This is a genomic window from Parvibaculum sp. (genome assembly GCF_019635935.1).
GTDB lineage: Bacteria > Pseudomonadota > Alphaproteobacteria > Parvibaculales > Parvibaculaceae > Parvibaculum.
Genome location: NZ_JAHBYN010000001.1, coordinates 546598 through 570622, shown reverse-complemented (window position 1 = coordinate 570622; position 24025 = coordinate 546598). Strand labels below are relative to the sequence as shown.

The window sequence follows — 24025 nt, the reverse complement described above, 5'->3', positions numbered from 1 at the left end:
GTCAGGCGGTGGCCGGAGGCAAGTCCTCGCCCTTCAGGAACGAAATCATTTCCGGCAGCGCCGCGCGGTCCTGCAGCATGAAGAGGTGGCCGCCTTCGTAGAAGCGGAGTTCGGCGCCCTTGATGCGGGACGCCATGTTGCGCTGGGTTTCGGGCAGCGCGATGCCGTCATATTTGCCGGCGCAGATGAGGGTGGGGCAGCGGATGTCGCCGAGGCGGTCCCAGGTGTCGTGCGCCGCGCGGGCCTCGAGCTGGCGGCGTTGACCCATCGCATGGCCCGGTTCGTCCGTATAGGGATCGTTTGCGACGAAGGCGACCATCTGTTCGTAGGTTTTTTCGTTGGCGGCTGCCCAGGCGGCGTCGTGGCGCGTGTCGGATATGCCGATCATGTGGCGGGCGCGGGCTTCGCGGTCCAGGTGTTGCAACGTGTGGAGCGGGTATGAGGCGCCGCCCGCGCCGCCGGGCGAGGTGCAGGCCAGCACGAGGCCTTCCACCACATGCGGATGATTGATCGCCAGTTCCTGCGCCACCATGCCGCCGAAGGAAACGCCGACGACCAGCGCCGAGCCCCAGCCGATGGCGGCCATCAGGCCGACGGCATCTTCGGCATATTGGCTCATGCTGTAGGGGCGGTCGGGCTTGCCGCTTTGCCCGAGGCCGCGCTGGTCATAGGCCAGCATGTCGAAATGCTTCGGGAAGGGGCCGTCGAGCACATTGGGACGAATGCGCAGGTCGCCGCCGGTGCCCGAAATGAACAGCAGGCGCGGGCCGGCGCCGAGGCGCTCGTAGTAGATCTCGATGTCGCCGACGGTGGCGAAAGGCATGGGCGGGCTCCCCGAAACGGCATTTCGGAAAAGCTTAACATGGCGGTCCGGAAAAGCGGGTTCCCCTATTGAACTCGCTCCGGTGCCGCCCATGTGTTAGGCTTGCGGAAACCGCCGGCATGCTTCGGTAGGCCGGTATTTCGCCATGTGAGGGCCTGTCCCGTGGAAGGACATGCGGTCCCCGCATCCAACTGGCGAGGAGTGGGCCGATGTCGAAGTCCGTCGAGAGGAACCAGCCGCTGGCCGTATGCGACCCCGTGTGGGAGCGCGTGCGCGGCGAGGCCGAGGAGATGACCGCCGGCGAACCCATTCTCGCCAGCTTCCTCTATTCGACCATTCTCAATCATCGCGAATTCAACGACGCGGTCGCCTATCACCTGGCGCAGAAGCTCGGCAATGCGGAAGTGCATCCGATGCAGCTTCGCGAGTTGTTCGACGAAGCGTTGCGCGCGGCGCCGGAAATCGGCGAGGCCTACCGCGCCGATATCGTGGCCTATTACGAGCGCGATCCCGCCTGCCACTCCTACATTCAGCCGCTGCTCTATTTCAAAGGCTTCCATTCGCTGCAGGCCTACCGCGTGGCGCATTGGCTGTGGGGGCAGGGCCGCAAGGCGATGGCGCTTTATATCCAGAACCGCATTTCCGATCTTTTCTCCGTCGACATTCATCCGGCGGCGCGGATCGGACGCGGCGTCTTCATCGACCACGCGACCGGCATCGTCATCGGCGAGACGGCGGTGGTGGAAGACGATGTGTCGATGCTGCATGGCGTGACGCTGGGCGGCACCGGCAAGGAGCAGGGCGACCGTCATCCGAAGGTCCGGCGCGGGGTGCTGATCTCGGTCGGCTCCAAGGTGCTCGGCAATATCGAGATCGGCGAATACAGCCGCATCGGCGCGGGCAGCGTGGTGCTGCACAATGTGCCGGCGCATTGCACGGCTGTCGGCGTGCCGGCCAAGATCGTCGGCTGCGCGGGCTGCGACAAGCCCGCCCATGCCATGGATCAGATGATCAAGGAAGAGGGCGAGGGCATCTAGGCGTCTCGGTCTCTCACGGAAGCCTGTCCTTCATCGCATAAAAGAGCATGCCGGCGACGAGCCCCGGATAGCGCAACCATGTGCCGCCGGGGAAATCCGGCGTCTTGATGTTGGCGATCCAGTCGAAACGTTCGGCCTGACCTGCAACCGCCTCGGCGAGCAGTTTGCCGCCCAACGTCGCGATGTTGATGCCTTGACCGGAATAGCCATGCGCGTAGAGGATGTTCGGCGCGAGGCGGCCGAAATGCGGGATGCGTTTCATCGTGATCGCCAGCGTGCCGCCCCAGGCATAGTCGATGCGCACATCCTCAAGTTGCGGGAAGACGCGCAGCATCGGCTTCCTGACAAAGCCCGCAATGTCTTTCGGCAGGTTCGGCGAATAGCTTTCGCCGCCGCCGAAAAGCAGTCGCCCGTCGGGCGACAGCCGGTAGTAATCGATGACGAATTTGGTGTCCTGCACGCAGACATCGTCGCGGATGAGTTCGCGGGCGCGGGCGCCGAGCGGTTCGGTCGCAACGATGAAATTGTTGATCGGCATGATGGCGCCGGCAATGCGCGGCTCAAGGCGGCCGAGATGGGCGTTGCAGGCCAGCACGATATGAGATGCGGTCACGGCGCCTTGTGCCGTCCTGACGCCGCTGCGCGAAATGTCGAGGGCGCGCGTGCCTTCGTAAATCCGCACACCTTTGGCGCGGGCCGCTGTGGCAAGGCCGAGCGCATAGTTCAACGGGTGCAGATGCGCGCCGCCTGCGTCGAGCACGCCGCCCCAATAGCGATCGCTCGCCACCATCTCGCGCATTTCGTCGCGCGGGACATAGCGTGATTTGTCGTAGCCGTAATTCGTTGCGAGATATTCGACGTCGTCCTTCAGCCACGCCGCGTCGCTGCGCTTCCATGCGGCATGGAGGAGGCCGGGCTTCAGGTCGCAGGCGATGCCGTGGCGGGCGATCAGATCCTTGACCAGCGCGTTGCTTTCCAGCCCGAGCTCCCAGAGGCGGCGTGCCCATTCCGCGCCCAGCATTTTCTCGAAGGAGCGCTGATCCTTGCGTTGGCCGGTGCCGAGCTGGCCGCCATTGCGGCCAGACGCGCCCCAGCCGATGCGTTCGGCTTCCAGCACGATGACGGAATAGCCGCGCTCGGCGAGGTGCAGCGCCGCGGAAAGGCCGGTGTAGCCGGCGCCGACGATGCAGACGTCGGCCGTCTCGTTGCCGGCAAGCGGCGGCAGCGGCGGCAGCGCCGCAGCGGTCGCGGCATACCAGGAGGGCGGATAACCGGATTGCGTCATGCGGTGCGGCCGATTTCCATTTTCTTGTCGTCGCGGCCGTCGGCATAGATATCGCAAAGATCGAGGCAGGCCTCGAAAGGGGCGCTGTCGCGCGTGTATTCGAGCGCGTCGTCGTCTTCCCATTCGCTGCGGAAGACAACCGTTCCGCTTTCGGGACGGTCCTCGATTGTGGCGCCGAGGAAGCCGCGTGGCGGGTTGCGGTCAAACTCGCGCTCCTTGTAGGCGCGGAGCTGGGTCAGGATGTGGTCGGCTTGCGTGGTCTCGAAGGTGATCTCAAGGGCGACGGGCATTTTTCTTCTCGGGTTCTGACTGAATTTACGGGACCGGTTCCTTGTGTCGTTCTATAGCACAGAGATGCGGCGCTTTCCCCTCTTGCGTCGTGCGGGGGGCACGGCAGAATGGCCCGCAAAGCCGGGCAAATCGACACCGGCGCAGAAACAGGGATCAAGCGAATGGGACGAGTGGACGGCAAGGTCGCGATCGTGACCGGCGCGGCGAAGGGCATCGGCGCGATCAGCGCCAAATTGCTGGCGAAAGAGGGTGCGAAAGTCCTCTGCACCGATCTCGACGAGGATGCGGGGCAGGCGGTCGCCGACGAAATCACGCGGGCGGGCGGCGAAGCGCTGTTTGCGCGGCACGACGTGGTGGATGAGGCGCAATGGGAGCGCGTGGTGGCGCTGGCGGAAGAAAAGTTCGGCGGCCTGCACATCCTCGTCAACAATGCCGGCATCGCGCCGGAGCCGAGCATGATCGAGGACAAGCCGCTCGAACATTGGCGGCATACCATCGCCGTCGATCTCGACAGCGTGTTTCTCGGCTGCAAGCACGGTATTCGCTCGATCAAGAAGTCGACGGCGAAGGGCGGGCCCGACGGTTCGATCATCAATGTGTCGTCGATCCTCGGCCTAGTCGGCCAGCCCGGCGCGTCGGACTACAACGCGGCGAAGGGCGGGGTGCGGCTGCTCACCAAGTCGGCGGCGCTTGAATGTGCGCAGGCCGGCTATCGCATTCGCGTCAATTCGGTGCATCCGGGCTATATCCGCACGCCGATGGTGCAGTCGGTGATCGACAAGGGCGAGATCGGCGGTATGCAGATGGGCGCCAACGAGGTGGTCGAGATGCTGACCATGCTGCATCCGATCGGCCGTCTGGGTGCGCCGGAGGACATCGGCAACGGCATCGTATTCCTCGCCTCCGACGAATCGGCCTTCATGACCGGCGCCGAACTCGTCATCGATGGCGGCTACACGACGCGCTGACGGCGCCGCACCGGGCCCTAGCGGGAGGGCGCGACCACGAAGGCGTGGGCAGCGCCTTCCGGCGCGGCGTCGCGCGCCGGGCCGAGAAGCGCCAGCAGCGCCGCCAGCGTCAGCATAACGGTAAAGGCCGCCAGCCATTTACGTGTGCGTCCCGACATGGTTCCGTTCCGGTGCAGAACTCTCGATGGGAAACCGTGTCACAGGGCCGGGCGAGGGCCAATCGGACGAAGCGCCGCAGCGGCAAGCGGGCGCAGGGCCGGTTCTCGGGAGGCCGGTTTGCGCATGCGGGGGCAAATGGTTAAAACGACCGCACGCGCCTCACGCCGAGGTAATCCAGCAACGCCAGCGACCGGCCGACGACGGGAGAGCTTCTTGGACAAGACCGAAATCAAGCGTATCGAGAGCTATCTGCGCGACAAGTTCAAGCTGCCGTCGATCACGGTGCGGGCGCGGCCGCAGAAGGACGATTCGGCGGAGGTGAATATCGGCGACGAATTCATCGGCGTCATCTTCAAGGACGAGGAAGAGGGCGAGGTGTCCTACGCCTTCAACATGGCGATCCTCGACATCGACCTGCCGGACTGACGGTCAGTCGAAAATCGGCCCCTGCAATTCGTCGACCTGCTCGCGGGATTCGAACTCGCCGACGAGCTTCGTTACCGCGCGATCGATTTCGCGCCAGTCGGACAGGTGACTGCGCTTGAAGCGATAGGTCAGGTCGAGGCGCGGCCCGAGCAGCAGCGAGCGTGTGCAATTCGGGCTGTCGACCAGCGGGCCTCTCCGGTCGCAAAGCAGCAGTACCATGCGATCTTCGTCGTCGGTGGCGACCAGCAGATCCTGATTGGCATAGCCGCTGTCGTTGCGGAAGGTGAAACGCTGCAGTCCGGCGCGGTCCTGTTCCGGTTCGGGAGCGGCCAGATATTTCGAATAGATTTCCTTGAGGCGGCGCGATGCGGTGAGCGGGGTTTGTGTTTCGGCGAGCGCGAAATAGACCACGTCCGAGTCCGCGGAATTGTCGATGAAACGCTCCTGCAAGCCGGTCTCATAGGGCGTCATGTCCGGCAGCAGGGCGTGCATATCGATGTTGGTCAGCCGGCCGCCGCCGCGCTGGGTCGGATAGCGCGTGTAGTTTTCGGGGATCAGGAAGCGCCGGTCGGCGACGATCGTTTCGATCTTGCGGTCCGCGGCGCTGGCGCGCGGATCGAGCCCGAGGATCTCGCTCGGGGTCGGTCCGAAATAGTAATAGAGGAAGGCGCCGGAAAACGTCAGCACGCCGATCAGGACCAGGCCCGGAATGATCCATGCCGGGCGTTCGCGGACATACTCGTCGTCCGATTGACTGCCGCGCGCCAAATCCACCTCCCGCTGCCGCGCGCGAACCGGGGGCTCCGAAACTGTGCCGGGCTGGCACAATGTCGGCGCAATCCGGCACGGAAAGCGGCCAATCCAAGTTGCGGCAGCCCGCTGACAGGGCTGCCTATATTTTTATAACCCACTGAAATTAAAAGATCATTTCAAATATTTGGCGGTGCCTCCCGCGCTGGTATGGCGCTTGCGGACGGGGAGGCATGATCCAGTTCGCATTCAAATCGCTGATCGTTGCCGGGGCGTTCCTGTTTTTCGGGGGCTATCTGCCCCTGCCGAACGACGACCGGGCCCTCGCGATGCCGCGGCTTGTCTGCGCGGCCGATCTCGGCACCTGCTGGCTCGGCGGCGCCGAAATCGAAATCGCCACGCGCTCGCCGCTGCTGACCGACATCGCGCTCAAGGCGCGCGGCAATCCGGCGGCCGATCTGAAAGCGGCGCTCGCCGATCCGCGCGTTGTGAGCTTGCTCGACGCGCCGGCAATTCCGGACACCGTCGTGGCCTATGCGCAGATGCGCCTCGCGGCCGCGGCATCTCATTTCATCGACGACTTCGATCAGGGCCGCGCGGCGCGCGGCCCCGTCGAACGATAACGGGGGCTTGGCGGGGCATATGTCGGCATTCGGGGCATTTTTCTTTGCGATCGCGACGGGTTTTATCGCGGCCGGTCTGACCGGCAGTTTCTATCGGCTGGTCACCAACAAACCGCCGAGTTTCCAGCTCATGTCGGAGCCGATGTACTTGCAGGTGATCGGCATTCTGACGCTGGTATTCGCCGGACCCACCGTGATCCTGCGCAATGCGCTCAGGGCGCAGGTGTTCGAGAACCGCCCGCCGGTGTGGATGCTGCTTTCAAGCTGCATCGCCGTGATGTGGAGCTTTCTCTCCGGCGTCTTCCTGCTCGGCGTAATGCTGTCGGCCGGTTAGGTCGGCTCCCGGCGGGGCCGCACGGCGCGGCGGCCGAACGACCCGAGCAGCAGCGCGCCGAGACCGGCGACAATCGCCCACACCCATTGCAATGCAATCAGGATCAGATTCCATGCCGTCTTGAAGGCGCGCAGGCTGGTCTTGCCCGTCAGTTCCACGACGCCGCGCGTTTTTGTGCCGAGCTTTTCGCCCATGCGGCCGATGCGGGCGAGATCGCCGGTGCTGTCGACATGACGCATCAGCCGCACCGCTTCCGCCGGACCGACGGCGCGTTCGAGCGCGGCCATGTCGGTCATGATCGGCGTTACGCGCGCCAACGACACGCCGTCCGCATAGTCGAGGATCGCGCGCCGTGTCGCCGCCGTGTCGGCGAGGTCGGTGGTGCGCAAGAGGCCGCGCAGCTTTTCGAAATTGACCGCTTCCTGGAGTACGTTCGACACGTCGCGGGCGAAACGCGCCGTGATGGTGCCGGCCTTTTCGGCGACTTTCAGCAATGAGACGCCAACCTTGACCGGCAATCCGCCGCCGCCCGTCGCCACCGTCGCGGTCGTGGCGGCGAGGCCGACGACCGACAGGCCGAGGATCAGGCGCGAATAATCCTCGCCGCGTGCGAGCTTCGAGCCTTCCGTGCCGATGTCGCGCACATCGCCGACCACTGTGAGATCGGAGGCGATGGCGCCCATGAAGCCCGCCGTGTCGCTGCCGTGGCCGGTGACGAAGCCCTCGAGAAAGCTGCCGGCGCCGCGCGCGGCGCGGCGGGCGGGGGCGTCCTCGTCGGCAAGGCGGGCGCGCGTCGATGCGTCGAGTTCGACCTGCATGTAGTCGGCGATCTCGGCATACATGACAGCGTCGTCGTAGAGCTTTTCGTCAACCGCCTTGTCGATGCGGCGACTGAGATCCGGCCCGTCGGTGACGTCGGCGAGTTCGGCCTGGATGAAGGGCTCTGGGTCGATGGCGTCTTCCGGCACGTAGTCGTCGAGGTAGCCGTGCTGATAGGCCAGCATGAAAAGTACCGGCAAGAGGAGCAGGAAGAGCGCCAGATTGAACAGGAATCTCATGCCGTTACGCCCTCAACTGCCATCGCCGTTCGCGTGCCCGCGCGACCGCCGACAATGCCGCGAGCCAAGCTTGGGGCATCGGGGCCGCAGACGCAACCCGGCGAGGGTCCGTTTCAGCCGCCGACGGGGCTGCCTTTCCCGGCGGTGATGACCAGAAGCGACGGCCGCACCGGCATGTTGGCGTCGAAATCGGGCCAGCGCGTGGCCGGATCGGCATAGGTCGAGCGGCGATTGAAGCCCGCGAAGTTCACCGTGCCGTCGGCGGCCGGATGCTGAACGGCAAGAAAGAGGGCCGAGGCATCGGGCGTGAATATGGGACCGCAGACCTCGGCGCCAATCGGTGCACGGAACAACTGGCGGGCGACGCCGCGCTTGTCGCCGCCGGTCGCCAGTGCATAAAGGCCGTCCGCGGTGCCCGACGCCGCGTGCCAGCCCGAGCCCTGATCGGTTGCGACCCAGAGCCGGCCCTTGGCATCGATGGCGACATTGTCGGGACAGGCGAACCAGCCGTCGGCCGATGTTTCCTCGTTCCACGCCGCGCCGATTGCGGGGTCGGAGGGATCGCCGCATTTGACCAGCAGCGTCCATGTGAAATTTTCCGATGCGTGGTCGCCGCCGCCGGGCGTCATCTCGACAATCTGGCCCCAGAGATTGCCGGCGCGCGGGTTGACGGCATCGACCTTGTCGGCGGTGCGTTCCTTTGCGTTGGTCAGTGCGGCATAGACCTTGCCGGTGACGGGATGCGGTTCGACATCTTCCGGGCGGTCGAGCGGTGTGGCGCCGAGAATGTCCCCGGCGCGACGCGCTTCGATCAGAACATCGGCCTGGTCCGCGAATCCGTTCGTTTCGTCGAGGCCGTTTTGTCCGTGGATCAGGGGCAGCCAGCTTCCGCTGCCGTCTGCGTCGAAGCGGGCGACATAGAGCACGCCCTCATCGAGCAGCGCCGCGTTGGCGGTGCGGTCTTTTGTATTCACCTTGTCGCGGCTGACGAACTTGTACATGTATTCGAATTGCTGATCGTCGCCGGAATAGATCGCAAGGCGGCCGTCCTTCGTCAGTGCGTTCTCGCAGCCCTCATGTTTGAAGCGGCCGAGCGCCGTGCGCTTTACCGGCGTCGATGCCGGATCGAGCGGATCGACCTCGACGATCCAGCCGTAGCGGTTGGGTTCGCGCGGTTCGGCGGCGACGTCGAAACGCTTGTGCCAGCGGCCCCAGGGATAGGAGAAGGGGGCGGGAATGCCGATGCGCGCGTGGTTCGTCGCCTCGATTTCGTCGTTCGGTGTGCCCATGAAATAGAAGTTGATGTTTTCTTCCGACATCAGCCAAGTGCCCCAGGGTGTGATGCCGCCGGCGCAATTGTTGAGCGTGCCCATGACCGTGCGGCCTTCGGGGTCCTCGGAGGTTTGCAGGCGCGGATGGCCGGCTGCCGGACCGGAAATCCGCATCGGGGTTGCAAGCGGCGTGATGCGGCGGTTGTAGGCGCTGTCGCGCACGACGTTCCACTTGCGGTCCTTGCCGCGTGCGACCTCGACGATGCTGCCGCCATGCGCGGCCATCGAGATTTCGGCGATCTCGCGGGTGAAAAGCTCAAGCGGGTTCTGTCCCGGCGCCGGAACGAGGCCCGGATGCATCAGATCGTCATTGGTGTATTCGTGATGAATACAAAGCAGGCCGCGGTCGCTCGACCGCGAGCCATATGGCAGCGGGACGAAACCGACATAGTCGTTGTTATATCCGAACTGCTGCAATTGGCGTTCGGCGCTCTGGTTCAGCGGGTCGAATTCCGGTGCGCCCGGCAAAACCGGGTCGCCCCAGCGGATCAGGATGTCGGCGCTGTGACCGGCCCCCACGTGATGGGTTTCGTCGACGCCATGCGGCACTTCCGCGAAGCCGAAAATATCGTCGGGCGCAAAGCCGGACGTGTCGCCGCAGGCGGCCAGCGGCAGGGCGCTTGCGGACGCAAGCAGCGCTGCCTTGCCGATGCCTTTCAGCACGTCGCGGCGGGCGAGGCGGCGGCTCCAGAGTTCGCCGAGCGTCGGCGCCATGGCGCGGGCCACGGGCCTGTCGTCGGCCGCTTCCATCGCCTCGCCGATGCTGCCGGTCTCCGATGTTTTCCGTCGCGTCATGCCGTTCTCTCCTCCCGGTTGCCGAGCGGACGTTAGGCGCCGCCCTTGACGCGCGAATGACACCCTATTTTCCGGGCACTCCGCAAGCCTCGTCTCCGTCTTCGAGGCATGGCATAGTCCGCGTCGCGAGAAATACAGAGAAACGGGGAGACGTGTTCATGGCCATTTACGCCATCGGCGATGCGAAGCCGATCCTGCCGCCGGAGGGCGAATACTGGATTGCGCCAAATGCGCAGGTGATGGGCAATGTGAAGCTGGAGAAGAACGCCAGCGTCTGGTTCGGCGCGGTGTTGCGCGGCGACAACGAGCTCATCACCATCGGCGAGAACTCCAACGTGCAGGACGGTTCGGTGCTGCACACCGATCCCGGTTCGCCGCTGACCATCGAGCGCGACGTCACCATCGGCCATATGGTGATGCTGCATGGTTGCACCATCGGTGCGGGCAGCCTCGTCGGCATCGGCAGCATCATCCTCAACAATACGCGCATCGGGAAAGGTTGCCTCATCGGGGCCAATACGCTGATCGCGGAAGGCAAGGACATTCCCGACTATTCGATGGTGCTCGGCGCGCCGGGCAAGATCATCCGCACGCTCGACAAGGAAACGGCCGAGGCATTGCGGCTGTCCTCCGACCACTATGTCCAGAACTGGAAGCGGTATGCTTCGGGCATGAAGCGTCTCGACTGATGCGTGCCGCGTCGCTTGCCGCCGTTCTGATTGCGGGGCTCGCCCTTTGGGCCTGTGCGCCGCTGGCCGGCGCGGAGACGACGCTCAATGTCGAGACGGCGGCAGGCACGACGCATCGTTTCACCGTCGAGCTGGCGCGGAGCGACGAGGAAATCCGGCGGGGGTTGATGTTCCGCGAGAGCCTCGACGAGGACGCGGGCATGCTCTTTTTCTATTCCCAATGCCGGATCGCCCATTTCTGGATGAAGAACACGCTTATTCCGCTCGACATGATCTTCATCGAGGCCGACGGGCGGATCGCTTCCATCGCGGCGATGACCGAGCCGCTGTCGCTCGACATTCATGCCTCCGGCGTGCCGGTCAACGGGGTGCTGGAAATCGGCGGCGGGGTTGCGGCGGCGCGTGGCATAGCGCCCGGCGACTATGTCCGCCACCCGTGGTTCGGCGAGGGCGGGGCGGCTGTTTGCGGCTGAGCTTTTAGGCTAGTCTCGGCGGCAACGTCATCCGGACAGGGAGAAACAAATGAGCCAGGCCAAACAGGCGCCCGAAGCCGCGCCGCAGGAAGTCCTCTACGAGGTCTCCGACCATATCGCGACCATCACGCTCAATGCGCCGGAGCGCATGAACACGATTTCGGGCGTCATGCTGAACCAGTTGACCGAAAGGCTGCTGGAGGCGGACCGCGATCCGGAGGTGCGCTGCGTGATCCTGACCGGCGCCGGTCGCGCCTTCTGCGCGGGCCTCGACCTGCGCCCGCAGGCGAGCGGCAATCTTTCGATCGGCCAGAGCGGCGGCGTCACCTCGACGACGCTCGATCTCAATCATACGCCGCCGACTGTGCTGCATGCGATGGAGACGCCCACCGTCTGCGCCGTCAATGGCGGTGCGGCGGGCTATGGCATGGACACGGCGCTCGGCTGCGACATAAGGCTGATGGCGAAGTCGGCGAAGTTCGCCGCCGCATTCTGCAAGCGCGGGTTGCTGCCTGAATCGGGTGGCACATGGATCCTGCCGCGTCTTCTCGGCTGGTCGAAGGCGGCGGAACTGATTTTCACCGGGCGCACATTGTCGGCCGAAGAGAGCGTCGCGTGGGGGCTTGCATCCGAAGTCGTTGCCGATGCCGATCTGATGCCGCGCGCCCGTGCGCTTGCCGCCGAGATTGCCGGCAACGCGCCGCTCGCCGTGCGTGCCGCCAAGCGGATGATGCGCATGGGGCTCAACGAGCCGTTCCCGGAACATGTGCATCATGTCTATCTGCAATTGCTGCCGCTGATGCGGACCGAAGACCTGAAGGAAGGGATGACGGCCTACATCGAAAAGCGCGAACCGAAATTCAAGGGACGCTAGACGAGGCCGCGCCCGAAAGGCGCAAGGGGGCAAGGATGCGGAGGCTTGCCGCCCGGCGTGCGGCATTGGCGGCGAAACTGGCGGCGGCGGTCGTGCTGTTCGGACTGCTGACGATGGTGCGCGCGCCGGCGGCGGAGTTCACTGGCGGCTATGACGGCATCGGCGATGCGGCGGGCATGGAACTGACGCTGCAACAGGTCGGAACCCGCGTCGTCGGCCGGCTGACGACGCCGGGCGGCAGTGTCTATGCGATCAACGGCGAGCGTGCGGGCGGCGATACGGGCGAGGCGCAGGGCGCACTGCGCCTTTCCGGCGGCACAAGCGATGCGGCGTTTTTTCATATCGAGGAACGGCCGCTCGGATTGCAGTTTCTTTTCATTCCATCGAGCGGCGGCCAGCCCGACATGGCGTCGTCGCGCGAGTTTTCTTTTCTGAAGCGCGGCGTTCGGCCCGCCGTTCCCGCAAAACCGGAAAGCCGCTTTCTGCCCGCGCCGCCACCCGGCGCCCGCGCCGACATCACGGTGTTCATCGATCAGTTTCGCCGCTGGGACCCGCGCGATACGGCGCGGCTTTACGCGTCGCTCGACGATCGCAGCCGGGGGCTGATTCTGCTCTACGATCACGCGACGGCGGAGCTGATGTGGCGCATTTGCGAGGCGGCGCCATCCGAAGGCTCGCGCGAGGCGGTGCGGCTCGCCGAAATGCTCGAACGCCAGCAGACAGATTGCGCGACATATCTGCCGCTGGTCGAGGCGGCGCGGGAGAGCGGCGTTTTTCCGGAGTTCCTGCGCCGGGCGCAGTTTCAGTTCGAGATCGTGCGCGCCACGGCGCTATGCGACCGCGGGGAGACGCCGACGGCGAAATGCGCCGATGTCAGCGCGCTCGGAGCACCGCTGATCCTGCGCTGGCGCCGTGCCGTTTCGATCATGGCGGACATGGCGCGGACCGCCGCCGCGCATCCTCGGGACGAACCGGCACAAATAGCGACCGAAGGAACGGAGACGGCGGCGCCGGAACCGGTTCCGGTGCGGCGCGTGCCGCTTCCCGCGCCGCGTGCGCAATCCGATGACGCGAGCGTCCTGGATTTCGAGCCCGACATTTCGACGCGCACATCGCCGGCGCAGCACCCCATGCGGTTGCCGCTGCCCCGGCCGGGTGGCTAGGTGTTGCCGTTCAGGCGACCTCGACGAGCTGGATCTCGAAGGTGAGGTCCTGCCCGGCCAGCGGATGATTGGCGTCGAGCCGCACCATCTCGCTCGTGACGTCCGTAACGACCAGCGCGATTTCGCGGCCATCGCCACCGCTTGCCTTGAGCTGCATGCCGGGTTCGGGCTCCAGTCCCTGTGGAAGCTCGGAGCGCGGCACGTCCTGCACGAGGCGCGGATCGTGTTCGCCATAGGCTTCCGTCGCCGGAATTGTCAGCTTCTTGCTGTCGCCGGGCTCCATGCCGACCACGGCCTCCTCGAAGCCGGCGATGACCATGCGCTTGCCGACCGCAAACTCGATCGGGTCGCCGCCGCGGCTCGTGTCGAACACGGTTCCGTCATCCAGCGTGCCGGTGTAGTGCACGCGCACCGTGTTGCCGTTTGCTGCTGCCATTGTTCTGCCTTTGCGTTTCGATGAGGGGAGGGGCGAAAACAAAAGGGCTCTCAGGTGAATGACCTGAGAGCCCCAACGGCGAAAATACTAGCACCCGACATCGCATTTGGCCACCTTGCGGCGGCATTTTTGCGAATGCAGCGGAGAACGTCAGTAAGTGCGGCGCCAGACGCGGCGAATTTTTGCGTCGACTTCCGGCCCCATCGAACTCCATGCAGTGCGATCACGCGTCGTATCGACGATGAACATCGAATCCGTCTTGCCGATATGCACGCTCAGATCGTTGAGCAGGCCGGGCGCGGTCGCGTCGGTGTTGACGCACCACACATTGGCCGCGAGTTTGTAGGCGGGCCCGAGCGACATGATCGCCTGTTCCAGCGGGCCGGCAAAGCGCGCCTTGATGTCGAGCACGATCAGGAAGTTCGCCGTCTCCGGTTGCTTGCGCCGATCGACCTGGCCTTTGCCGGGGCCATAGGGCTGGCGGCGCTGTTCGCCTGACTGTGCGGAGGCTGCCGCAGGCTGCGCTTCGATAGCGGGCTGTGCGACGGGTTCGGACGGCGTTTCGGCATGCGCGACGGTTTCTTCGTCAGCGGGGGCATTGATCTCCGCCGCGACAGTAGGATCCGGTTGCGCAGCCGTTTCTGTTTCGACGTCCGCCTCGACCTCGACTTCGGCTGCAGGCTCGCCTCCGAAAAGGACGGCGAATTGCGGCAGGTCGCCGGCGGCGCGCCATGTGCTGGCGCCTGCGGGCGTGCCTTCCGGCGCAACGAGGCTGTGCGGCGCGACGCGGCCCTCGGCGGCATAGGCCGCCATCGCGTCGAAGCTGTAGGGACCATAGACGCGATCGCCATATTTCAGCACCCAGCGCATCGCCGTGGTGCCGGGGTGGTCCGCCGGATTTGTTGCGCGCATTTCGTTCGGTTGGGCCATTTTCTCGTTTCGCACAGGTTCGTGGCGCGTTCGGCGCCGGTTCCAAGGTTTATTTTTAGGGCGGTTTGGTTACCGTTGCGTCAACGCGGCGCCGCTTGCCGCACCGGTTTGGACCGGGCAAAGTCGCGGCAGACTGCGAAAAATGCACACGAACATTACCGGGGAACGTCCATGACCGAATTTTGTACGGCTGAGCGCGATGGCCACCTGCTCGTCGTCACCATAAACCGCCCGGAGCGCATGAACGCGCTTCACCCGCCGGCCAATTTCGAGCTGGAAGGTATCTTTAACGATTTCGCCGCCGACCCCGATCTCTGGGTCGCCATCATCACGGGTGCGGGGGATCGCGCTTTCAGCGCCGGCAACGATCTACGGTGGCAGGCCGAGGGCAACAAGCTGGAAGTGCCGGCAACGGGCTTTGCGGGCCTCACCGCGCGCTTCGATCTCACCAAGCCGGTCATCGCGGCCGTCAACGGCGTCGCCATGGGCGGCGGTTTCGAAATCGCGCTGGCCTGCGATCTCATTATTGCCTCCGACAATGCGAAGTTCGCCCTGCCGGAGCCGAAGGTCGGCCTTGCGGCGCTGGCGGGCGGGCTGCACCGGCTGCCGCGCCAGATCGGCGCGAAGCGGGCGATGGGGATGATCCTGACCGGACGCCAGGTTCCGGCGGCGGAAGGCATGGAACTCGGTTTCGTCAACGAAGTCGTGCCGGCGGCTGAACTGATGGCGTCGGCCAAACGGTGGGCCGGGCTCATCATGGAATGCTCGCCGATGTCGATCCGCGCCTCGAAGGAGGCGGTCTACAAGGGTCTCGACATTGCCAATCTCAACGAGGCGGTGACGGGCAAATATCCGGCGGTCAATGCGCTCTTCAAGAGCGAGGACCTGATCGAGGGGCCACGCGCCTTTGCCGAAAAGCGCAAGCCGAACTGGAAAGGGAAGTAGGTCCCCAAAAAAGAACCGGCCCTGCCGCGGGGGGAGCGGCAGAGCCGGCCTCGACAGGACCGGACCCCAATCGGGGGGCGGAGGGGGCCGGTCGGCAGGTCAGTTGAAAGCGAGCGCTGCGGTCGGTTCCTCCTTCAAGGCTTCGCGGCTCGCTGTCTGGCCTTCGGCGATGCCCGGCCGCAAGTCGGCGGGCAAGTTCCTTTCAAGCGCGGCAAGGAATGACGCGGGTTCCCCGAGCGGCGGGAAATCGTTTTGCGCGATCTCGCGGAAGGTCTTCCGGTCGAGATTGACCCAGATGAAGGGCCGTTCGCGCGATTGCCGCTTGATCCACTGATAGGGCGTGTCGTTCCAGAGAGCGATGTCCCAGGTCTTGTTGTCGAGCACGAATTCGCCGCGGTCGGTCCTGACCAGCAATACGGCATGACCGTCGCCATTCCATTCGCGCACAACCGCCATCAGGAGCTGGTCCGGCGACCATCCGCGTTCGATCAGCATCTTGCGCTTCAGAAGCGCCAGGTCCTCGCAGTCGCCGCCGCGCTCGTCGGCAATGGCCCACCACTCGGCGCGCTGAAAGAGCGTCATGTCGTCGACCTGCGGGATCGCGCGGTTGACCCAGTCGTTGACTTCGGCGAGTTCGGCCCAGCGCGCCGGCGTCAGCACCATATCTGCCGGCTCGTCGGTGCCGCCGGCGCATTCGTCCGGATTGCGGATGCAGAAGCCGATATAGCCGTAAGGGGGCGGAGACTGCTGGCCGACCGGCATTGCCGCGGCGACGCGATAATCGCGGATGCCGCCGTCCTGTGTGAAGCCGATGCTGCCGACGCGATCCGGCGCCTGACAGCCAGCAACCGCCAGCAAGAGACCTGTCGTCAGAAGAGCAAGTTTACGCAACCACATTGTCGCCACCCCGATATCTCACAAGCCCGGTCTTGTGGGCCTATGAGCGCAGAATGGCAGCGAGGGATTTTCACCGGTTTAAACGTGTGAATCACATTCGAACTAAATACGGTGCTAATTCGACGGGCATTTTCCTAAAAGTCGAAACGATTCAATTTGAATAAAATTGAACGTATTGGCCGTTACAAAAAGTCGTTGTGCCGCAACGCTTTTTCGAAATTCGGTGTGAGGTATCGTTCAAAATGGCCGAACCTCGTTGCCGCCGATTCCGCTTTCGGGACACCACGAAATTTTCGGAAAAAAATGTCGCAGGGCCGGTTCAGCGGGTCTGCGCGCCGTCGAATGTGCCGGAATCGGCCGCCAGTGTGGCGCGGATATGGGCGATCGTTGCCGCGCGCTCCTTGCGCTTGGTGTTGGCGAAGGCGGGTTGTGCAAGCGCTGCCAGCGCAGTCGCTCGGGCCGTCGCCGTTTCGATCAGGGCGGCGGGCGGCACGGCCTCGTCGAGATATCCGACCGTGGCCGCCTCGGCGGGATTGTAGATACGGGCCTGCGTCACCGCCTCGGTGAAGCGGTTGCGGGCCAGCCGGTCGCGGGCGAGCTCGATGCCGAAGACGGGCATGGTCATGCCGATGGCGACTTCAGGCAGGCCGATGCGGAATTCGCCCTCGGCGCCGATGCGCACATCGCCGGCCAGCAGCAAAAGGCCGCCGGCGGCCAGCGCATGGCCGGTACAGGCGATGACGACGGGCAGGGGATGCTCGTAGATCCGCAGCAGCAATTCGGCGCCCGCACCCACCAGCTTGCGGACGTTTTCCGGGCCGGATGCCATCACTTCAAGGTCGAAGCCGGCGCAGAAGCGCTTCTCGCGGCCCGAAATCAGCACCGCCTTGGCCTCGTTTTGGGCGCGGTCGAGCGCCTCCGACAGCGCGGCGATCATTGCATGGCCGAGCGCATTGGCCTTGCCGTCGTCCATGGCGAGCATGGCGACATCGTTTTTTACCGAGTAATTGAGTATCTGCGCGGTCACAGGACGTCCCCTTTTGTTTTCCGGGGGCAGTCTAGCGCGATTGCGGCGGGAAAGCCGAGCGGCGGATCAGCCGAACGGCCGGGAGAGCGCGGAGGCGCGTTCGGGGATGTTGGTGAACTGGATGCCGACGCCTTCCTCGGTGTGACGAACGACGCGGCCCGACATGCGGCCGATCGAGACTTCGGTGCCGATGGGCGGGCGGTCATCGACCGCCACCTGGGCACCGCCCAGCGACATGTCGATGATGCGGCAGGGCATGGAGCCGCCGCCATCGATGGTCAGCACGGAGCTTTCTTCCAGTCCCGCTTCGCCGGGCGCGTAGCGCGCGAAAGAGCGACGCGCCGAGACTTCGATCTTTTCGCCGCGGGCCAGCGCCTCCAGGCGCTGAGCGAGGCGTTCGCGGCGTGGGCCGCTGATCGCGGTTTCGATGGCGAAACCGCCCTCGTAGACGCGGACGATCTTGCCTTCGAAGCGGCCGAACTCGTCGAGATAGACAATGACGTTCTCGCCCATTTCGATCGCGACATCCGTCGACAGTGCAATACCGCCCAGCGACATGTCGCGGATCGAGCATTCATGCTCCGAGCCATCGGGCGCAAGAAAGCGGCCCTTCGCCTCGAAAGCGACACGGGGGTGTTTGCGGCGTTCTTTCTGTTCGATCTCGTCGGATTGCATCTGTTCAGTCCGGATTGTCCCAGAATCGGCGACGTACACGCGGCACCGGCCTTTCCGGGTAAAGAATAGCCCCGACACGGTTAATGAAATTTTACTCAGACAGCTTCCCGAAACGATTATTTTTCCCCGGTGCCGCAAGGGCTTGTCGGCCGCCATGAAAATTGACGCTTGCGTCAGCTTCGGCGATTCCCGACAATCGCCGTCAAATTCCGATCAATCAGGGAATCGGGCCAGGCGCGGCCGAAGCCAGACATGGCGGGACCTTCGCGGTTTCACGCGGCGGCGCGTATGGAAAACAAGTCAAAGGCTGGGAAGTATCTCCATGAGCGATTTCGACTTCATCATCATCGGCGCCGGCAGCGCGGGCTGCGTTCTGGCAAACAGGCTGTCTGAAAATCCGGCCAACAAGGTGTTGTTGCTGGAGGCGGGGTCGAAAGACAAGAATTTCATGATCCACATGCCGGCCGGCGTCGGCAAGCTGATCGGCACCGACATGGCCAATTGGTACTACTACACCGAAGGCCAGCCCTTCCTGAACAATCGCAAGCTCTTCTGGCCCCGCGGCAAGGTGCTCGGCGGCTCCTCGTCCATCAACGGCATGATCTATATTCGCGGCCATGCGCGCGACTACGACATGTGGCGTCAGCTCGGTCTCGAAGGCTGGGGCTTTTCGGACGTGCTGCCCTATTTTCGCCGCGCCGAGGGCAACGAGAACGGCAACAGCGCCTTTCATGGCGGCGACGGCCCGCTGGGCGTCACCAATCCGCGCAAGACCAACGTTCTGTTCGAGGCCTTTGTCGAGGCGGGCAAGCAGGCCGGTCATCCCTATACGGACGACTTCAACGGTCCGCAGCAGGAAGGCGTCGGCCCCTATCAACTCACCATCAAGAACGGCCAGCGCTGCAGCGCCGCCAAGGGCTATCTGACGCCGGTTCTCGACCGCCCGAACCTGACCGTCGAGGTCGAGGCTTTGACCTCGCGCATTCTCTTCGACGGGAAGAAGGCGGTTGGCGTCGAGTACACGCAGAAGGGCGAGAAGAAAGTTGCGCGGGCTGCGAAGGAGATCGTGCTGTCGGGCGGTGCCGTCAACTCGCCGCAGGTGCTGCTCTTGTCCGGTATCGGCAAGGGCGAATATCTGCGCAAATTCGGCATCGACGTCGTTGCCGACCTGCCGGGCGTCGGCCAGAACCTGCAGGACCATCTCGACAGCGTCGTGCTGAACGAATGCACGCAGCCGATCACGTTGCACAGCCAGGTCAGCAATCCGCTGAAGCAGATCATGACCGGCATGCAATACACTTTCTTCAAGTCGGGCCTTGCGACGTCGAACGGCCTTGAGAGCGGTGCTTTCCTGAAAACGCGGCCGGAACTGGAAATTCCCGACATCCAGCTACACTTTGTCGCCGCGATGATGCGCGATCATGCGCGTGTCAAATCCGACCGGCACGGCTTCACGGTTCACATCTGTCAGCTTCGTCCGGAAAGCAAAGGCTATGTGGCGCTGAAGTCGCTTGATCCGGCCGATCACGCGCTGATCCAGCCGAACTATCTGGCGGCCGAATACGACCGCAAGGTGATGCGCGATGGCGTCAAGATGGTGCGTAACATTATCGCTCAGCGCGCGATGGATCCCTATCGCGGTCCCGAATTCTGGCCCGGTGCTGGCGTGCAGACCGATGCCGAGATCGACGCCTGGATTCGTGAGACCGCCGAGACGATCTATCACCCGGTCGGCACCGCCAAGATGGGCACCGATCCGATGGCGGTGGTCGATGCCAAGTGCCGCGTCCACGGGCTGCAAAACCTGCGCGTGGTCGATGCCTCGGTGATGCCGACGCTGGTTGGCGGCAACACCAATGCGCCGACCATCATGATCGCCGAGAAAATCTCCGACGACATGCTCGGCAAGGCGCCGCTGCCGGCCGAGAACGTCACGATTGCCGAGGATCGCGTCGGCCACGCCGCCTGATTTTTTGCCGACGGCCAAGAAGAAAGCCGGTGTCGCGAGACACCGGCTTTTTGCGACCGCCAGGCCGGTCATACATTGGTGCATGGACGTCAAACGTCTTTGTTGCTTTCGGCGCGGCGTCGGCGCGCGGAGAATGGCGCTTCTTTTCCCTCAGGAGAAATGCCGATGACGCCCGCCCGCGACCGCATTGCGAAGATATTGATGATCCTGCTCGGCCTTTCAGCCGCCGGCGCTTTTGCAGGCGCCGCTGCGACGATCGGCGAGTTTGCGCCGGATCGCGTCGGCGTCGAGATATGGCGGATGCTCGGCTATCTCGTTTTCGCCGGGCTGTTCGTTCTGCTCGGGATTTTTCCACGCCGGTTGCCGGGCCTGTGGGAACTTGTCTTCTTCCACAAAGCCGGAAAGGTCGTGTTGCTTGTGTTCGTATTCGAGGCTTCCGATCCCGAGCTCACTATCGTCGTCGACAGCATTCTCTCGGCGGTGACGCTTTTCTGCTATTGGCTAACGCAGGGCTGGCGGGCGTGGTTGCCGGAACGCTGAAACTTCAGCCATGTTCCTCGGTGTTGCTCAGCATGCCTTTCACAAGCCGCAGATAGGAGCGCTCGCTGCGGAGCGGCGCGCCTTGCGACATGCGCTTGCCGAGGCTGGCGACTGTGACCGGCGGTTTTTCGGCGGCGAGACGGCGGGCGGCGACCTGTGCGGCCGGTGCGCGCTTGGGCATATGTTCGGGGTCGAGGCGGCGCAGCCGGTCGATCCATTGGCGCGCCAGCAGCCGGTCGCCGACCCAGGGCGCCCGGTCGATGGGAACGGCGGCGCCAAGCACACGCGACAGCGAGCCGTCCTCGTGCAGCAGCGGCAGCAGCACCATCTCGAAAGTGGCTTCGCGGCCATCGGTCGTCGCGGCGGTATATTCGACGACGGCGACGCCGGCGTTGCGGATCACGTCGTCGAGCGCTTCCTTCAGGTTTTCGGCGCAGTCGTCGCCCCACATCGAAATCATGTTGTGGCCGCGGAACTCCATGCCGTAAACGCTGCAAAGGCCGGTGCCGGCAAGGCGGAAGCGATAGGTGTCGCGGTCCTTGCGCTCGAGAATGAAGACATAGGGGAGGATGGCGCGCATCTCGCCGGGTTCGATCTCGCTGCGTCGCGGCGCCGGGCGTCCGGCGCGGATCGCGTTCCAGTAGTCGAACAGCGCTTGTGTCGTCTTGTGCTTCATCGCCCTCATCCCTCGCCTCGGGCCGCGTATCCGCCCGGCGAGGGGTGCCCCTCTTGCCAGAACGGATGTTAGCCCATTCAAAACGGATCGTCCCGTTTCGGGTCTCACCGTCTCCGTCCTGTCCCCGCGTGGCGCTCCGTACCGATCCGGTACGCGACGGCGCCCCGATCCGGGCGGACAGGCATCAGGGAGCAGAAACTGTGCCAGATGTTAATGGCCGCGTGACGACAGCGGTGGCGGCGGCCCTGTTCTCCGAAATATCGTTTATAAAACAATGGGTTGAGAGGTCCAAGGCGCTGCCGCCCCTGCGATGAAAAGTTAACGCGGCGTCCGGTTTTGTGCCGATAGCGACGGGCCGGATTGTTGCATTAACGGTTTGGAAGCCATGTTTGCGCGGTTGGCACTCCGGCATGGCTTCTGCATCCGCTTCCCTGAGTTCCCGTTAAGACGCAGGCCAACGAGCCCCCCCGAGGGCCGGGAGTGTCAGGATGAAGCAGATGATGAAGTTTACCTTTTCCAGCCGTGGACTGGCCCTGAGCGGTGCGGCGCTGGCCGCCGCTCTCCTTCTCGCATCGATGGGTGCGGGGCCGGCCAATGCCGGCAGCAGCTGTGGCGGTTGCGGCGGCGGTGGCGGCGGCAAGCCGTCCAAGCCGAGCCACGACGTGACCTACAACAAGAACTACAATTCCAATTACAACAAGAACTACAACTCGAACTACAACAAGAATTACAACCAGAACACCAATACCAACACGAACACGAACACCAATACGAACACCAACAACGTCAACGTTCAGGTCAATGTCAACGCCTCCGCGCAAGCGACGGCGACCGCGACGGCAATCGCAAACGCCAATGCGGCGGCCGACAGCGCCTCGCAGGCGATGGATCGCGGCAGCGCGGTCGCGGTCGGCAATGGCAGCGGTGGCGGCTTCGGCGGCGGTGGCGGTGGCGGCTTCTTCGCGGCGGCGGCTCCCGTCACGCCGATGGGTTCGCTCAATGTGATCGTACGTGAAAAATATGTCGCGAAGCCGGTCAAGGGCATCTGCGTCAGCGCCAAGGGTCTCGAGGAAGCGGCACGGTTGAGCTCGCCCGTCAGCGAAGCGACGCCCGGCCAGGATGTCGAGCTCTTCCATTGCGTCGCCGGCGACATGTTGGTGACGACGATCGGCCGCCTCGCGGGCGCCGACGGCAAGACGCCCGACTATGTCGGCGGCTATGTCATCGAGTGCCGTCCGGGCGAAGCGCTTCATCACGGCTCCAACGGCATGCTCGCCTGTGTGCCGCAACGTGCGCCGTCGATGACGCGCATCCCGCAGCAGACGCGCAAGGCCTATGCCGAAGTGCTGATCCGCAAGAGCGAGCGCCACGAGCAGGTTTCGTCCAACGATGGCGGCGGCGGTTTCTTCACCGGCGGCGTCGGCTACTGAGACAACGGGCGGGGCGGCGGGACGCGGACGGCTTCATCCCGCGTCCCGCATATTTCCGGGCAAACGGGGAGGGCGAAGGCCCTCCCCGTTTTTGTCTGTACTCACCGTTTTACCTGCGACACTTACGCATCGTGCTGCGACGCCGGCGCATATTGACGGTTTGAGGGCGCAGCTATCACATCAAGACAGACAGGCAATTTTACACGGGTGCATCGGCGATGCGGATAGGGCTTGGCGCGGTTCTTCTGGTCCTGACGGCGGGGCTCACGGGCAGCGCATTGGCGCAGCATCACGGGCCGACGCCGACCCCGCCGGTCCCGAAGCAACCGACAGCGCCGGTTCAGCAGCAATTGCAGCAGAAGCAAATCGAGCGGAACCTGCCGGACGGGTTTGCGCGTCCGACGCCGCCGACGCCGGAAGTAATGCAGGAACGGATCAGCAGGGGTATGCCGCCGCTCTGGCCGACGGGCTATCACGAGCGAGGCACGGCGGTGCAGGCACTCAATGAGTTGATGAAGCAGCAGAGCGGCGACACCAAGCCGACCTATTTGTCAGTGACCGCGACCAATGGGGCATTTCTCGTTACGAAGAAATACACGGCTCCGGCCGGCGACCGATGGGAGATCACTTTTTGGGTTTCCGCGGGCGAACTCGGGATCGACTATCCGCAGAATGCGGAGGGATGGTCAGCCGAGTGGGACAATTCCAGCGGCAAGCTTGGTTGGCCCTATGACGATGCCGGTCGCGGCGTGGGAACGCTCGACCTGACGGTGGATCAGCCGCGGTCCGAGCCGGCACGGGAGCCGGTGCGTCCGCAGGAAGATTTTTCGCACATTCCGGTCGATGAAATTCCGCACGATCTGCGCGAGGGGCTCGGCCTCAACCTGCCGGCGCATGACCAGGCAGCGATCGACTATTCGAAGGGTCTCGCGATGCGCGACGAGGAGCGGGCGGCGCAGACGCGCGAGCTTGCACATCAGATTGCGAATATCGGACTTGAGGCCGGCATCTTCGTCACCTCGACGGCGCTCCCGGTGGCGGGCGCGATCATCGGCGGCGGGCGTGGCTTCGCCAATGCCTATCTGGCGGCGCTCGAAGGCGGCGCCTCGGAATCGGAGGCGTTGATGCGTGGCCTCGGCGCGGCCGGCGTCAATGTCGCGATCAACCTGACCGGCGGCAAGCTTGCCGAAGCGTTGAAGAGCAATCCCCTGCTGGCGCAATCGATCGGACAGTTGACCGAACGCGCGCGGGCGCTGGTGGCGCTGAATATCGATGCGGCGTCGAACCTGATCGGCAATTTTGCCGAAAGCGGACTTTACGCGTTGGGCGAGATCGCAGGCGAACCGCGTCCCGATGCTTGGCGGTACGAACAGCCGTTCCCGCCCGGCCAACAATATCAGCTCGAACAGTGAGACCGGGGA

The 24025-nt window shown here is 64.4% G+C and carries 27 protein-coding genes; 14 read left to right on the top strand and 13 right to left on the bottom strand.

From position 1 onward, the window contains the following. Position 1: 1 nt before the first annotated feature. The gene (locus tag KF719_RS02995) at positions 2-823 is read right to left on the bottom strand and encodes an alpha/beta hydrolase (protein ID WP_293506964.1); all 822 of its coding nucleotides are present in this window, start codon (positions 821-823) and stop codon (positions 2-4) included. A 209-nt stretch (positions 824-1032) separates the two neighbouring features. Between KF719_RS02995 and cysE the strand changes: the two genes are divergently transcribed. Next, positions 1033-1860: a serine O-acetyltransferase gene (gene cysE, locus KF719_RS02990; protein WP_293506963.1), complete on the top strand. Its 828-nt coding sequence runs from the start codon at positions 1033-1035 to the stop codon at positions 1858-1860. A gap of 13 nt (positions 1861-1873) precedes the next feature. Here cysE and KF719_RS02985 read toward each other — a convergent pair whose 3' ends face one another. Further along, positions 1874-3145 (bottom strand): FAD-binding oxidoreductase, encoded by a 1272-nt coding sequence (locus tag KF719_RS02985; RefSeq protein WP_293506961.1) that lies wholly within the window; start codon positions 3143-3145, stop codon positions 1874-1876. Beyond that, positions 3142-3435, bottom strand: coding sequence for a hypothetical protein (locus KF719_RS02980; protein WP_293506959.1), 294 nt, complete (start codon positions 3433-3435; stop codon positions 3142-3144). Before KF719_RS02980 ends, KF719_RS02985 begins: the two co-directional genes overlap by 4 nt. A 162-nt stretch (positions 3436-3597) precedes the next feature. Between KF719_RS02980 and KF719_RS02975 the strand changes: the two genes are divergently transcribed. Next, positions 3598-4404 carry a glucose 1-dehydrogenase gene (locus KF719_RS02975; RefSeq protein ID WP_293506957.1) on the top strand — a complete coding sequence of 269 codons (807 nt, stop codon included), beginning with the start codon at positions 3598-3600 and terminating at the stop codon, positions 4402-4404. A gap of 17 nt (positions 4405-4421) precedes the next feature. On the opposite strand, the gene KF719_RS02970 is transcribed toward KF719_RS02975, so the two are convergent. Continuing rightward, positions 4422-4562 carry a hypothetical protein gene (locus KF719_RS02970; RefSeq protein WP_293506956.1) on the bottom strand — a complete coding sequence of 47 codons (141 nt, stop codon included), beginning with the start codon at positions 4560-4562 and terminating at the stop codon, positions 4422-4424. Positions 4563-4776: 214 nt separating this feature from the next. Here KF719_RS02970 and KF719_RS02965 point away from each other — a divergent pair, with 214 nt between their 5' ends. Further along, positions 4777-4989 (top strand): DUF3126 family protein, encoded by a 213-nt coding sequence (locus KF719_RS02965; protein ID WP_293506954.1) that lies wholly within the window; start codon positions 4777-4779, stop codon positions 4987-4989. A 3-nt stretch (positions 4990-4992) separates the two neighbouring features. On the opposite strand, the gene KF719_RS02960 is transcribed toward KF719_RS02965, so the two are convergent. Next, entirely contained in the window at positions 4993-5757 is a 765-nt protein-coding gene (locus KF719_RS02960; protein WP_293506953.1) for a hypothetical protein, read from the bottom strand. Positions 5758-5972: 215 nt separating this feature from the next. Between KF719_RS02960 and KF719_RS02955 the strand changes: the two genes are divergently transcribed. Both KF719_RS02955 and KF719_RS02950 read left to right on the top strand, forming a co-directional pair. Then, positions 5973-6362 (top strand): hypothetical protein, encoded by a 390-nt coding sequence (locus tag KF719_RS02955; protein WP_293506951.1) that lies wholly within the window; start codon positions 5973-5975, stop codon positions 6360-6362. Between the two features lie 19 nt (positions 6363-6381). Continuing rightward, positions 6382-6696 carry a hypothetical protein gene (locus tag KF719_RS02950; protein ID WP_293506949.1) on the top strand — a complete coding sequence of 105 codons (315 nt, stop codon included), beginning with the start codon at positions 6382-6384 and terminating at the stop codon, positions 6694-6696. On the opposite strand, the gene KF719_RS02945 is transcribed toward KF719_RS02950, so the two are convergent. Together KF719_RS02945 and KF719_RS02940 are read right to left on the bottom strand one after the other, a co-directional pair. Further along, positions 6693-7754, bottom strand: a complete 1062-nt coding sequence (locus KF719_RS02945) for a hypothetical protein (RefSeq protein ID WP_293506948.1) — start codon at positions 7752-7754, stop codon at positions 6693-6695. The two genes, KF719_RS02950 and KF719_RS02945, sit on opposite strands and share 4 nt — an antisense overlap. A gap of 113 nt (positions 7755-7867) precedes the next feature. Next, positions 7868-9880 (bottom strand): PhoX family phosphatase, encoded by a 2013-nt coding sequence (locus KF719_RS02940; RefSeq protein WP_293506946.1) that lies wholly within the window; start codon positions 9878-9880, stop codon positions 7868-7870. Positions 9881-10038: 158 nt separating this feature from the next. On the opposite strand from KF719_RS02940, the gene KF719_RS02935 reads away from it, so the two are divergent. Genes KF719_RS02935 through KF719_RS02920 form a run of 4 tightly spaced genes read left to right on the top strand, consistent with a single transcriptional unit; the run spans position 10039 to position 13079 of the window. Further along, positions 10039-10569 carry a gamma carbonic anhydrase family protein gene (locus KF719_RS02935; protein ID WP_293506944.1) on the top strand — a complete coding sequence of 177 codons (531 nt, stop codon included), beginning with the start codon at positions 10039-10041 and terminating at the stop codon, positions 10567-10569. Continuing rightward, on the top strand, positions 10569-11042 hold the full coding sequence (locus tag KF719_RS02930; RefSeq protein ID WP_293506941.1) for a DUF192 domain-containing protein: 474 nt from the start codon (positions 10569-10571) through the stop codon (positions 11040-11042). Before KF719_RS02935 ends, KF719_RS02930 begins: the two co-directional genes overlap by 1 nt. 49 nt (positions 11043-11091) lie before the next feature. Beyond that, entirely contained in the window at positions 11092-11916 is an 825-nt protein-coding gene (locus KF719_RS02925) for an enoyl-CoA hydratase/isomerase family protein (RefSeq protein WP_293506939.1), read from the top strand. Between the two features lie 35 nt (positions 11917-11951). Then, positions 11952-13079 (top strand): hypothetical protein, encoded by a 1128-nt coding sequence (locus KF719_RS02920; RefSeq protein WP_293506937.1) that lies wholly within the window; start codon positions 11952-11954, stop codon positions 13077-13079. Between the two features lie 10 nt (positions 13080-13089). On the opposite strand, the gene KF719_RS02915 is transcribed toward KF719_RS02920, so the two are convergent. Next, the gene (locus tag KF719_RS02915; RefSeq protein WP_293506935.1) at positions 13090-13515 is read right to left on the bottom strand and encodes a peptidylprolyl isomerase; all 426 of its coding nucleotides are present in this window, start codon (positions 13513-13515) and stop codon (positions 13090-13092) included. Between the two features lie 150 nt (positions 13516-13665). After that, positions 13666-14445, bottom strand: coding sequence for a DUF4339 domain-containing protein (locus KF719_RS02910; RefSeq protein ID WP_293506933.1), 780 nt, complete (start codon positions 14443-14445; stop codon positions 13666-13668). 171 nt (positions 14446-14616) lie between these two features. On the opposite strand from KF719_RS02910, the gene KF719_RS02905 reads away from it, so the two are divergent. Continuing rightward, on the top strand, positions 14617-15390 hold the full coding sequence (locus tag KF719_RS02905; RefSeq protein WP_293506931.1) for an enoyl-CoA hydratase-related protein: 774 nt from the start codon (positions 14617-14619) through the stop codon (positions 15388-15390). A 99-nt stretch (positions 15391-15489) separates the two neighbouring features. Here KF719_RS02905 and KF719_RS02900 read toward each other — a convergent pair whose 3' ends face one another. The 3 genes from KF719_RS02900 to KF719_RS02890 all read right to left on the bottom strand — a co-directional run bounded on the left by KF719_RS02900 (position 15490) and on the right by KF719_RS02890 (position 17989). Further along, entirely contained in the window at positions 15490-16287 is a 798-nt protein-coding gene (locus tag KF719_RS02900; RefSeq protein ID WP_293506929.1) for a transglutaminase-like cysteine peptidase, read from the bottom strand. A 319-nt stretch (positions 16288-16606) separates the two neighbouring features. Continuing rightward, on the bottom strand, positions 16607-17314 hold the full coding sequence (locus tag KF719_RS02895) for a crotonase/enoyl-CoA hydratase family protein (RefSeq protein WP_293506927.1): 708 nt from the start codon (positions 17312-17314) through the stop codon (positions 16607-16609). Between the two features lie 66 nt (positions 17315-17380). Beyond that, a complete protein-coding gene (locus KF719_RS02890; protein WP_293506925.1) occupies positions 17381-17989 on the bottom strand; it encodes a PilZ domain-containing protein in 609 nt (202 codons plus the stop codon). 322 nt (positions 17990-18311) lie between these two features. Between KF719_RS02890 and KF719_RS02885 the strand changes: the two genes are divergently transcribed. Together KF719_RS02885 and KF719_RS02880 are read left to right on the top strand one after the other, a co-directional pair. Further along, positions 18312-19958 carry a choline dehydrogenase gene (locus KF719_RS02885; RefSeq protein WP_293506923.1) on the top strand — a complete coding sequence of 549 codons (1647 nt, stop codon included), beginning with the start codon at positions 18312-18314 and terminating at the stop codon, positions 19956-19958. 165 nt (positions 19959-20123) lie between these two features. Next, positions 20124-20498, top strand: coding sequence for a hypothetical protein (locus KF719_RS02880; RefSeq protein ID WP_293506922.1), 375 nt, complete (start codon positions 20124-20126; stop codon positions 20496-20498). Positions 20499-20502: 4 nt separating this feature from the next. Here the strand turns inward: KF719_RS02880 and KF719_RS02875 are convergent, their stop codons facing one another. Further along, entirely contained in the window at positions 20503-21174 is a 672-nt protein-coding gene (locus KF719_RS02875; protein WP_293506920.1) for a PAS domain-containing protein, read from the bottom strand. Positions 21175-21662: 488 nt separating this feature from the next. Between KF719_RS02875 and KF719_RS02870 the strand changes: the two genes are divergently transcribed. Together KF719_RS02870 and KF719_RS02865 are read left to right on the top strand one after the other, a co-directional pair. Next, positions 21663-22604, top strand: coding sequence for a hypothetical protein (locus tag KF719_RS02870; protein WP_293506918.1), 942 nt, complete (start codon positions 21663-21665; stop codon positions 22602-22604). Between the two features lie 218 nt (positions 22605-22822). Continuing rightward, on the top strand, positions 22823-24016 hold the full coding sequence (locus tag KF719_RS02865; protein ID WP_293506916.1) for a hypothetical protein: 1194 nt from the start codon (positions 22823-22825) through the stop codon (positions 24014-24016). Positions 24017-24025: the final 9 nt, after the last annotated feature.

Coding starts and splice junctions, on each gene's coding strand:
- KF719_RS02915 (WP_293506935.1), bottom strand. CDS start 13,515: ATGGCAGCAGCAAACGGCAACACGGTGCGCGTGCACTACACCGGCACG.
- KF719_RS02865 (WP_293506916.1), top strand. CDS start 22,823: ATGCGGATAGGGCTTGGCGCGGTTCTTCTGGTCCTGACGGCGGGGCTC.
- KF719_RS02930 (WP_293506941.1), top strand. CDS start 10,569: ATGCGTGCCGCGTCGCTTGCCGCCGTTCTGATTGCGGGGCTCGCCCTT.
- KF719_RS02940 (WP_293506946.1), bottom strand. CDS start 9,880: ATGACGCGACGGAAAACATCGGAGACCGGCAGCATCGGCGAGGCGATG.
- KF719_RS02925 (WP_293506939.1), top strand. CDS start 11,092: ATGAGCCAGGCCAAACAGGCGCCCGAAGCCGCGCCGCAGGAAGTCCTC.
- KF719_RS02995 (WP_293506964.1), bottom strand. CDS start 823: ATGCCTTTCGCCACCGTCGGCGACATCGAGATCTACTACGAGCGCCTC.
- KF719_RS02980 (WP_293506959.1), bottom strand. CDS start 3,435: ATGCCCGTCGCCCTTGAGATCACCTTCGAGACCACGCAAGCCGACCAC.
- KF719_RS02975 (WP_293506957.1), top strand. CDS start 3,598: ATGGGACGAGTGGACGGCAAGGTCGCGATCGTGACCGGCGCGGCGAAG.
- KF719_RS02955 (WP_293506951.1), top strand. CDS start 5,973: ATGATCCAGTTCGCATTCAAATCGCTGATCGTTGCCGGGGCGTTCCTG.
- KF719_RS02875 (WP_293506920.1), bottom strand. CDS start 21,174: ATGAAGCACAAGACGACACAAGCGCTGTTCGACTACTGGAACGCGATC.
- KF719_RS02910 (WP_293506933.1), bottom strand. CDS start 14,445: ATGGCCCAACCGAACGAAATGCGCGCAACAAATCCGGCGGACCACCCC.
- KF719_RS02970 (WP_293506956.1), bottom strand. CDS start 4,562: ATGTCGGGACGCACACGTAAATGGCTGGCGGCCTTTACCGTTATGCTG.
- cysE (WP_293506963.1), top strand. CDS start 1,033: ATGTCGAAGTCCGTCGAGAGGAACCAGCCGCTGGCCGTATGCGACCCC.
- KF719_RS02905 (WP_293506931.1), top strand. CDS start 14,617: ATGACCGAATTTTGTACGGCTGAGCGCGATGGCCACCTGCTCGTCGTC.
- KF719_RS02985 (WP_293506961.1), bottom strand. CDS start 3,145: ATGACGCAATCCGGTTATCCGCCCTCCTGGTATGCCGCGACCGCTGCG.
- KF719_RS02900 (WP_293506929.1), bottom strand. CDS start 16,287: ATGTGGTTGCGTAAACTTGCTCTTCTGACGACAGGTCTCTTGCTGGCG.
- KF719_RS02885 (WP_293506923.1), top strand. CDS start 18,312: ATGAGCGATTTCGACTTCATCATCATCGGCGCCGGCAGCGCGGGCTGC.
- KF719_RS02920 (WP_293506937.1), top strand. CDS start 11,952: ATGCGGAGGCTTGCCGCCCGGCGTGCGGCATTGGCGGCGAAACTGGCG.
- KF719_RS02890 (WP_293506925.1), bottom strand. CDS start 17,989: ATGCAATCCGACGAGATCGAACAGAAAGAACGCCGCAAACACCCCCGT.
- KF719_RS02870 (WP_293506918.1), top strand. CDS start 21,663: ATGAAGCAGATGATGAAGTTTACCTTTTCCAGCCGTGGACTGGCCCTG.
- KF719_RS02950 (WP_293506949.1), top strand. CDS start 6,382: ATGTCGGCATTCGGGGCATTTTTCTTTGCGATCGCGACGGGTTTTATC.
- KF719_RS02945 (WP_293506948.1), bottom strand. CDS start 7,754: ATGAGATTCCTGTTCAATCTGGCGCTCTTCCTGCTCCTCTTGCCGGTA.
- KF719_RS02880 (WP_293506922.1), top strand. CDS start 20,124: ATGACGCCCGCCCGCGACCGCATTGCGAAGATATTGATGATCCTGCTC.
- KF719_RS02935 (WP_293506944.1), top strand. CDS start 10,039: ATGGCCATTTACGCCATCGGCGATGCGAAGCCGATCCTGCCGCCGGAG.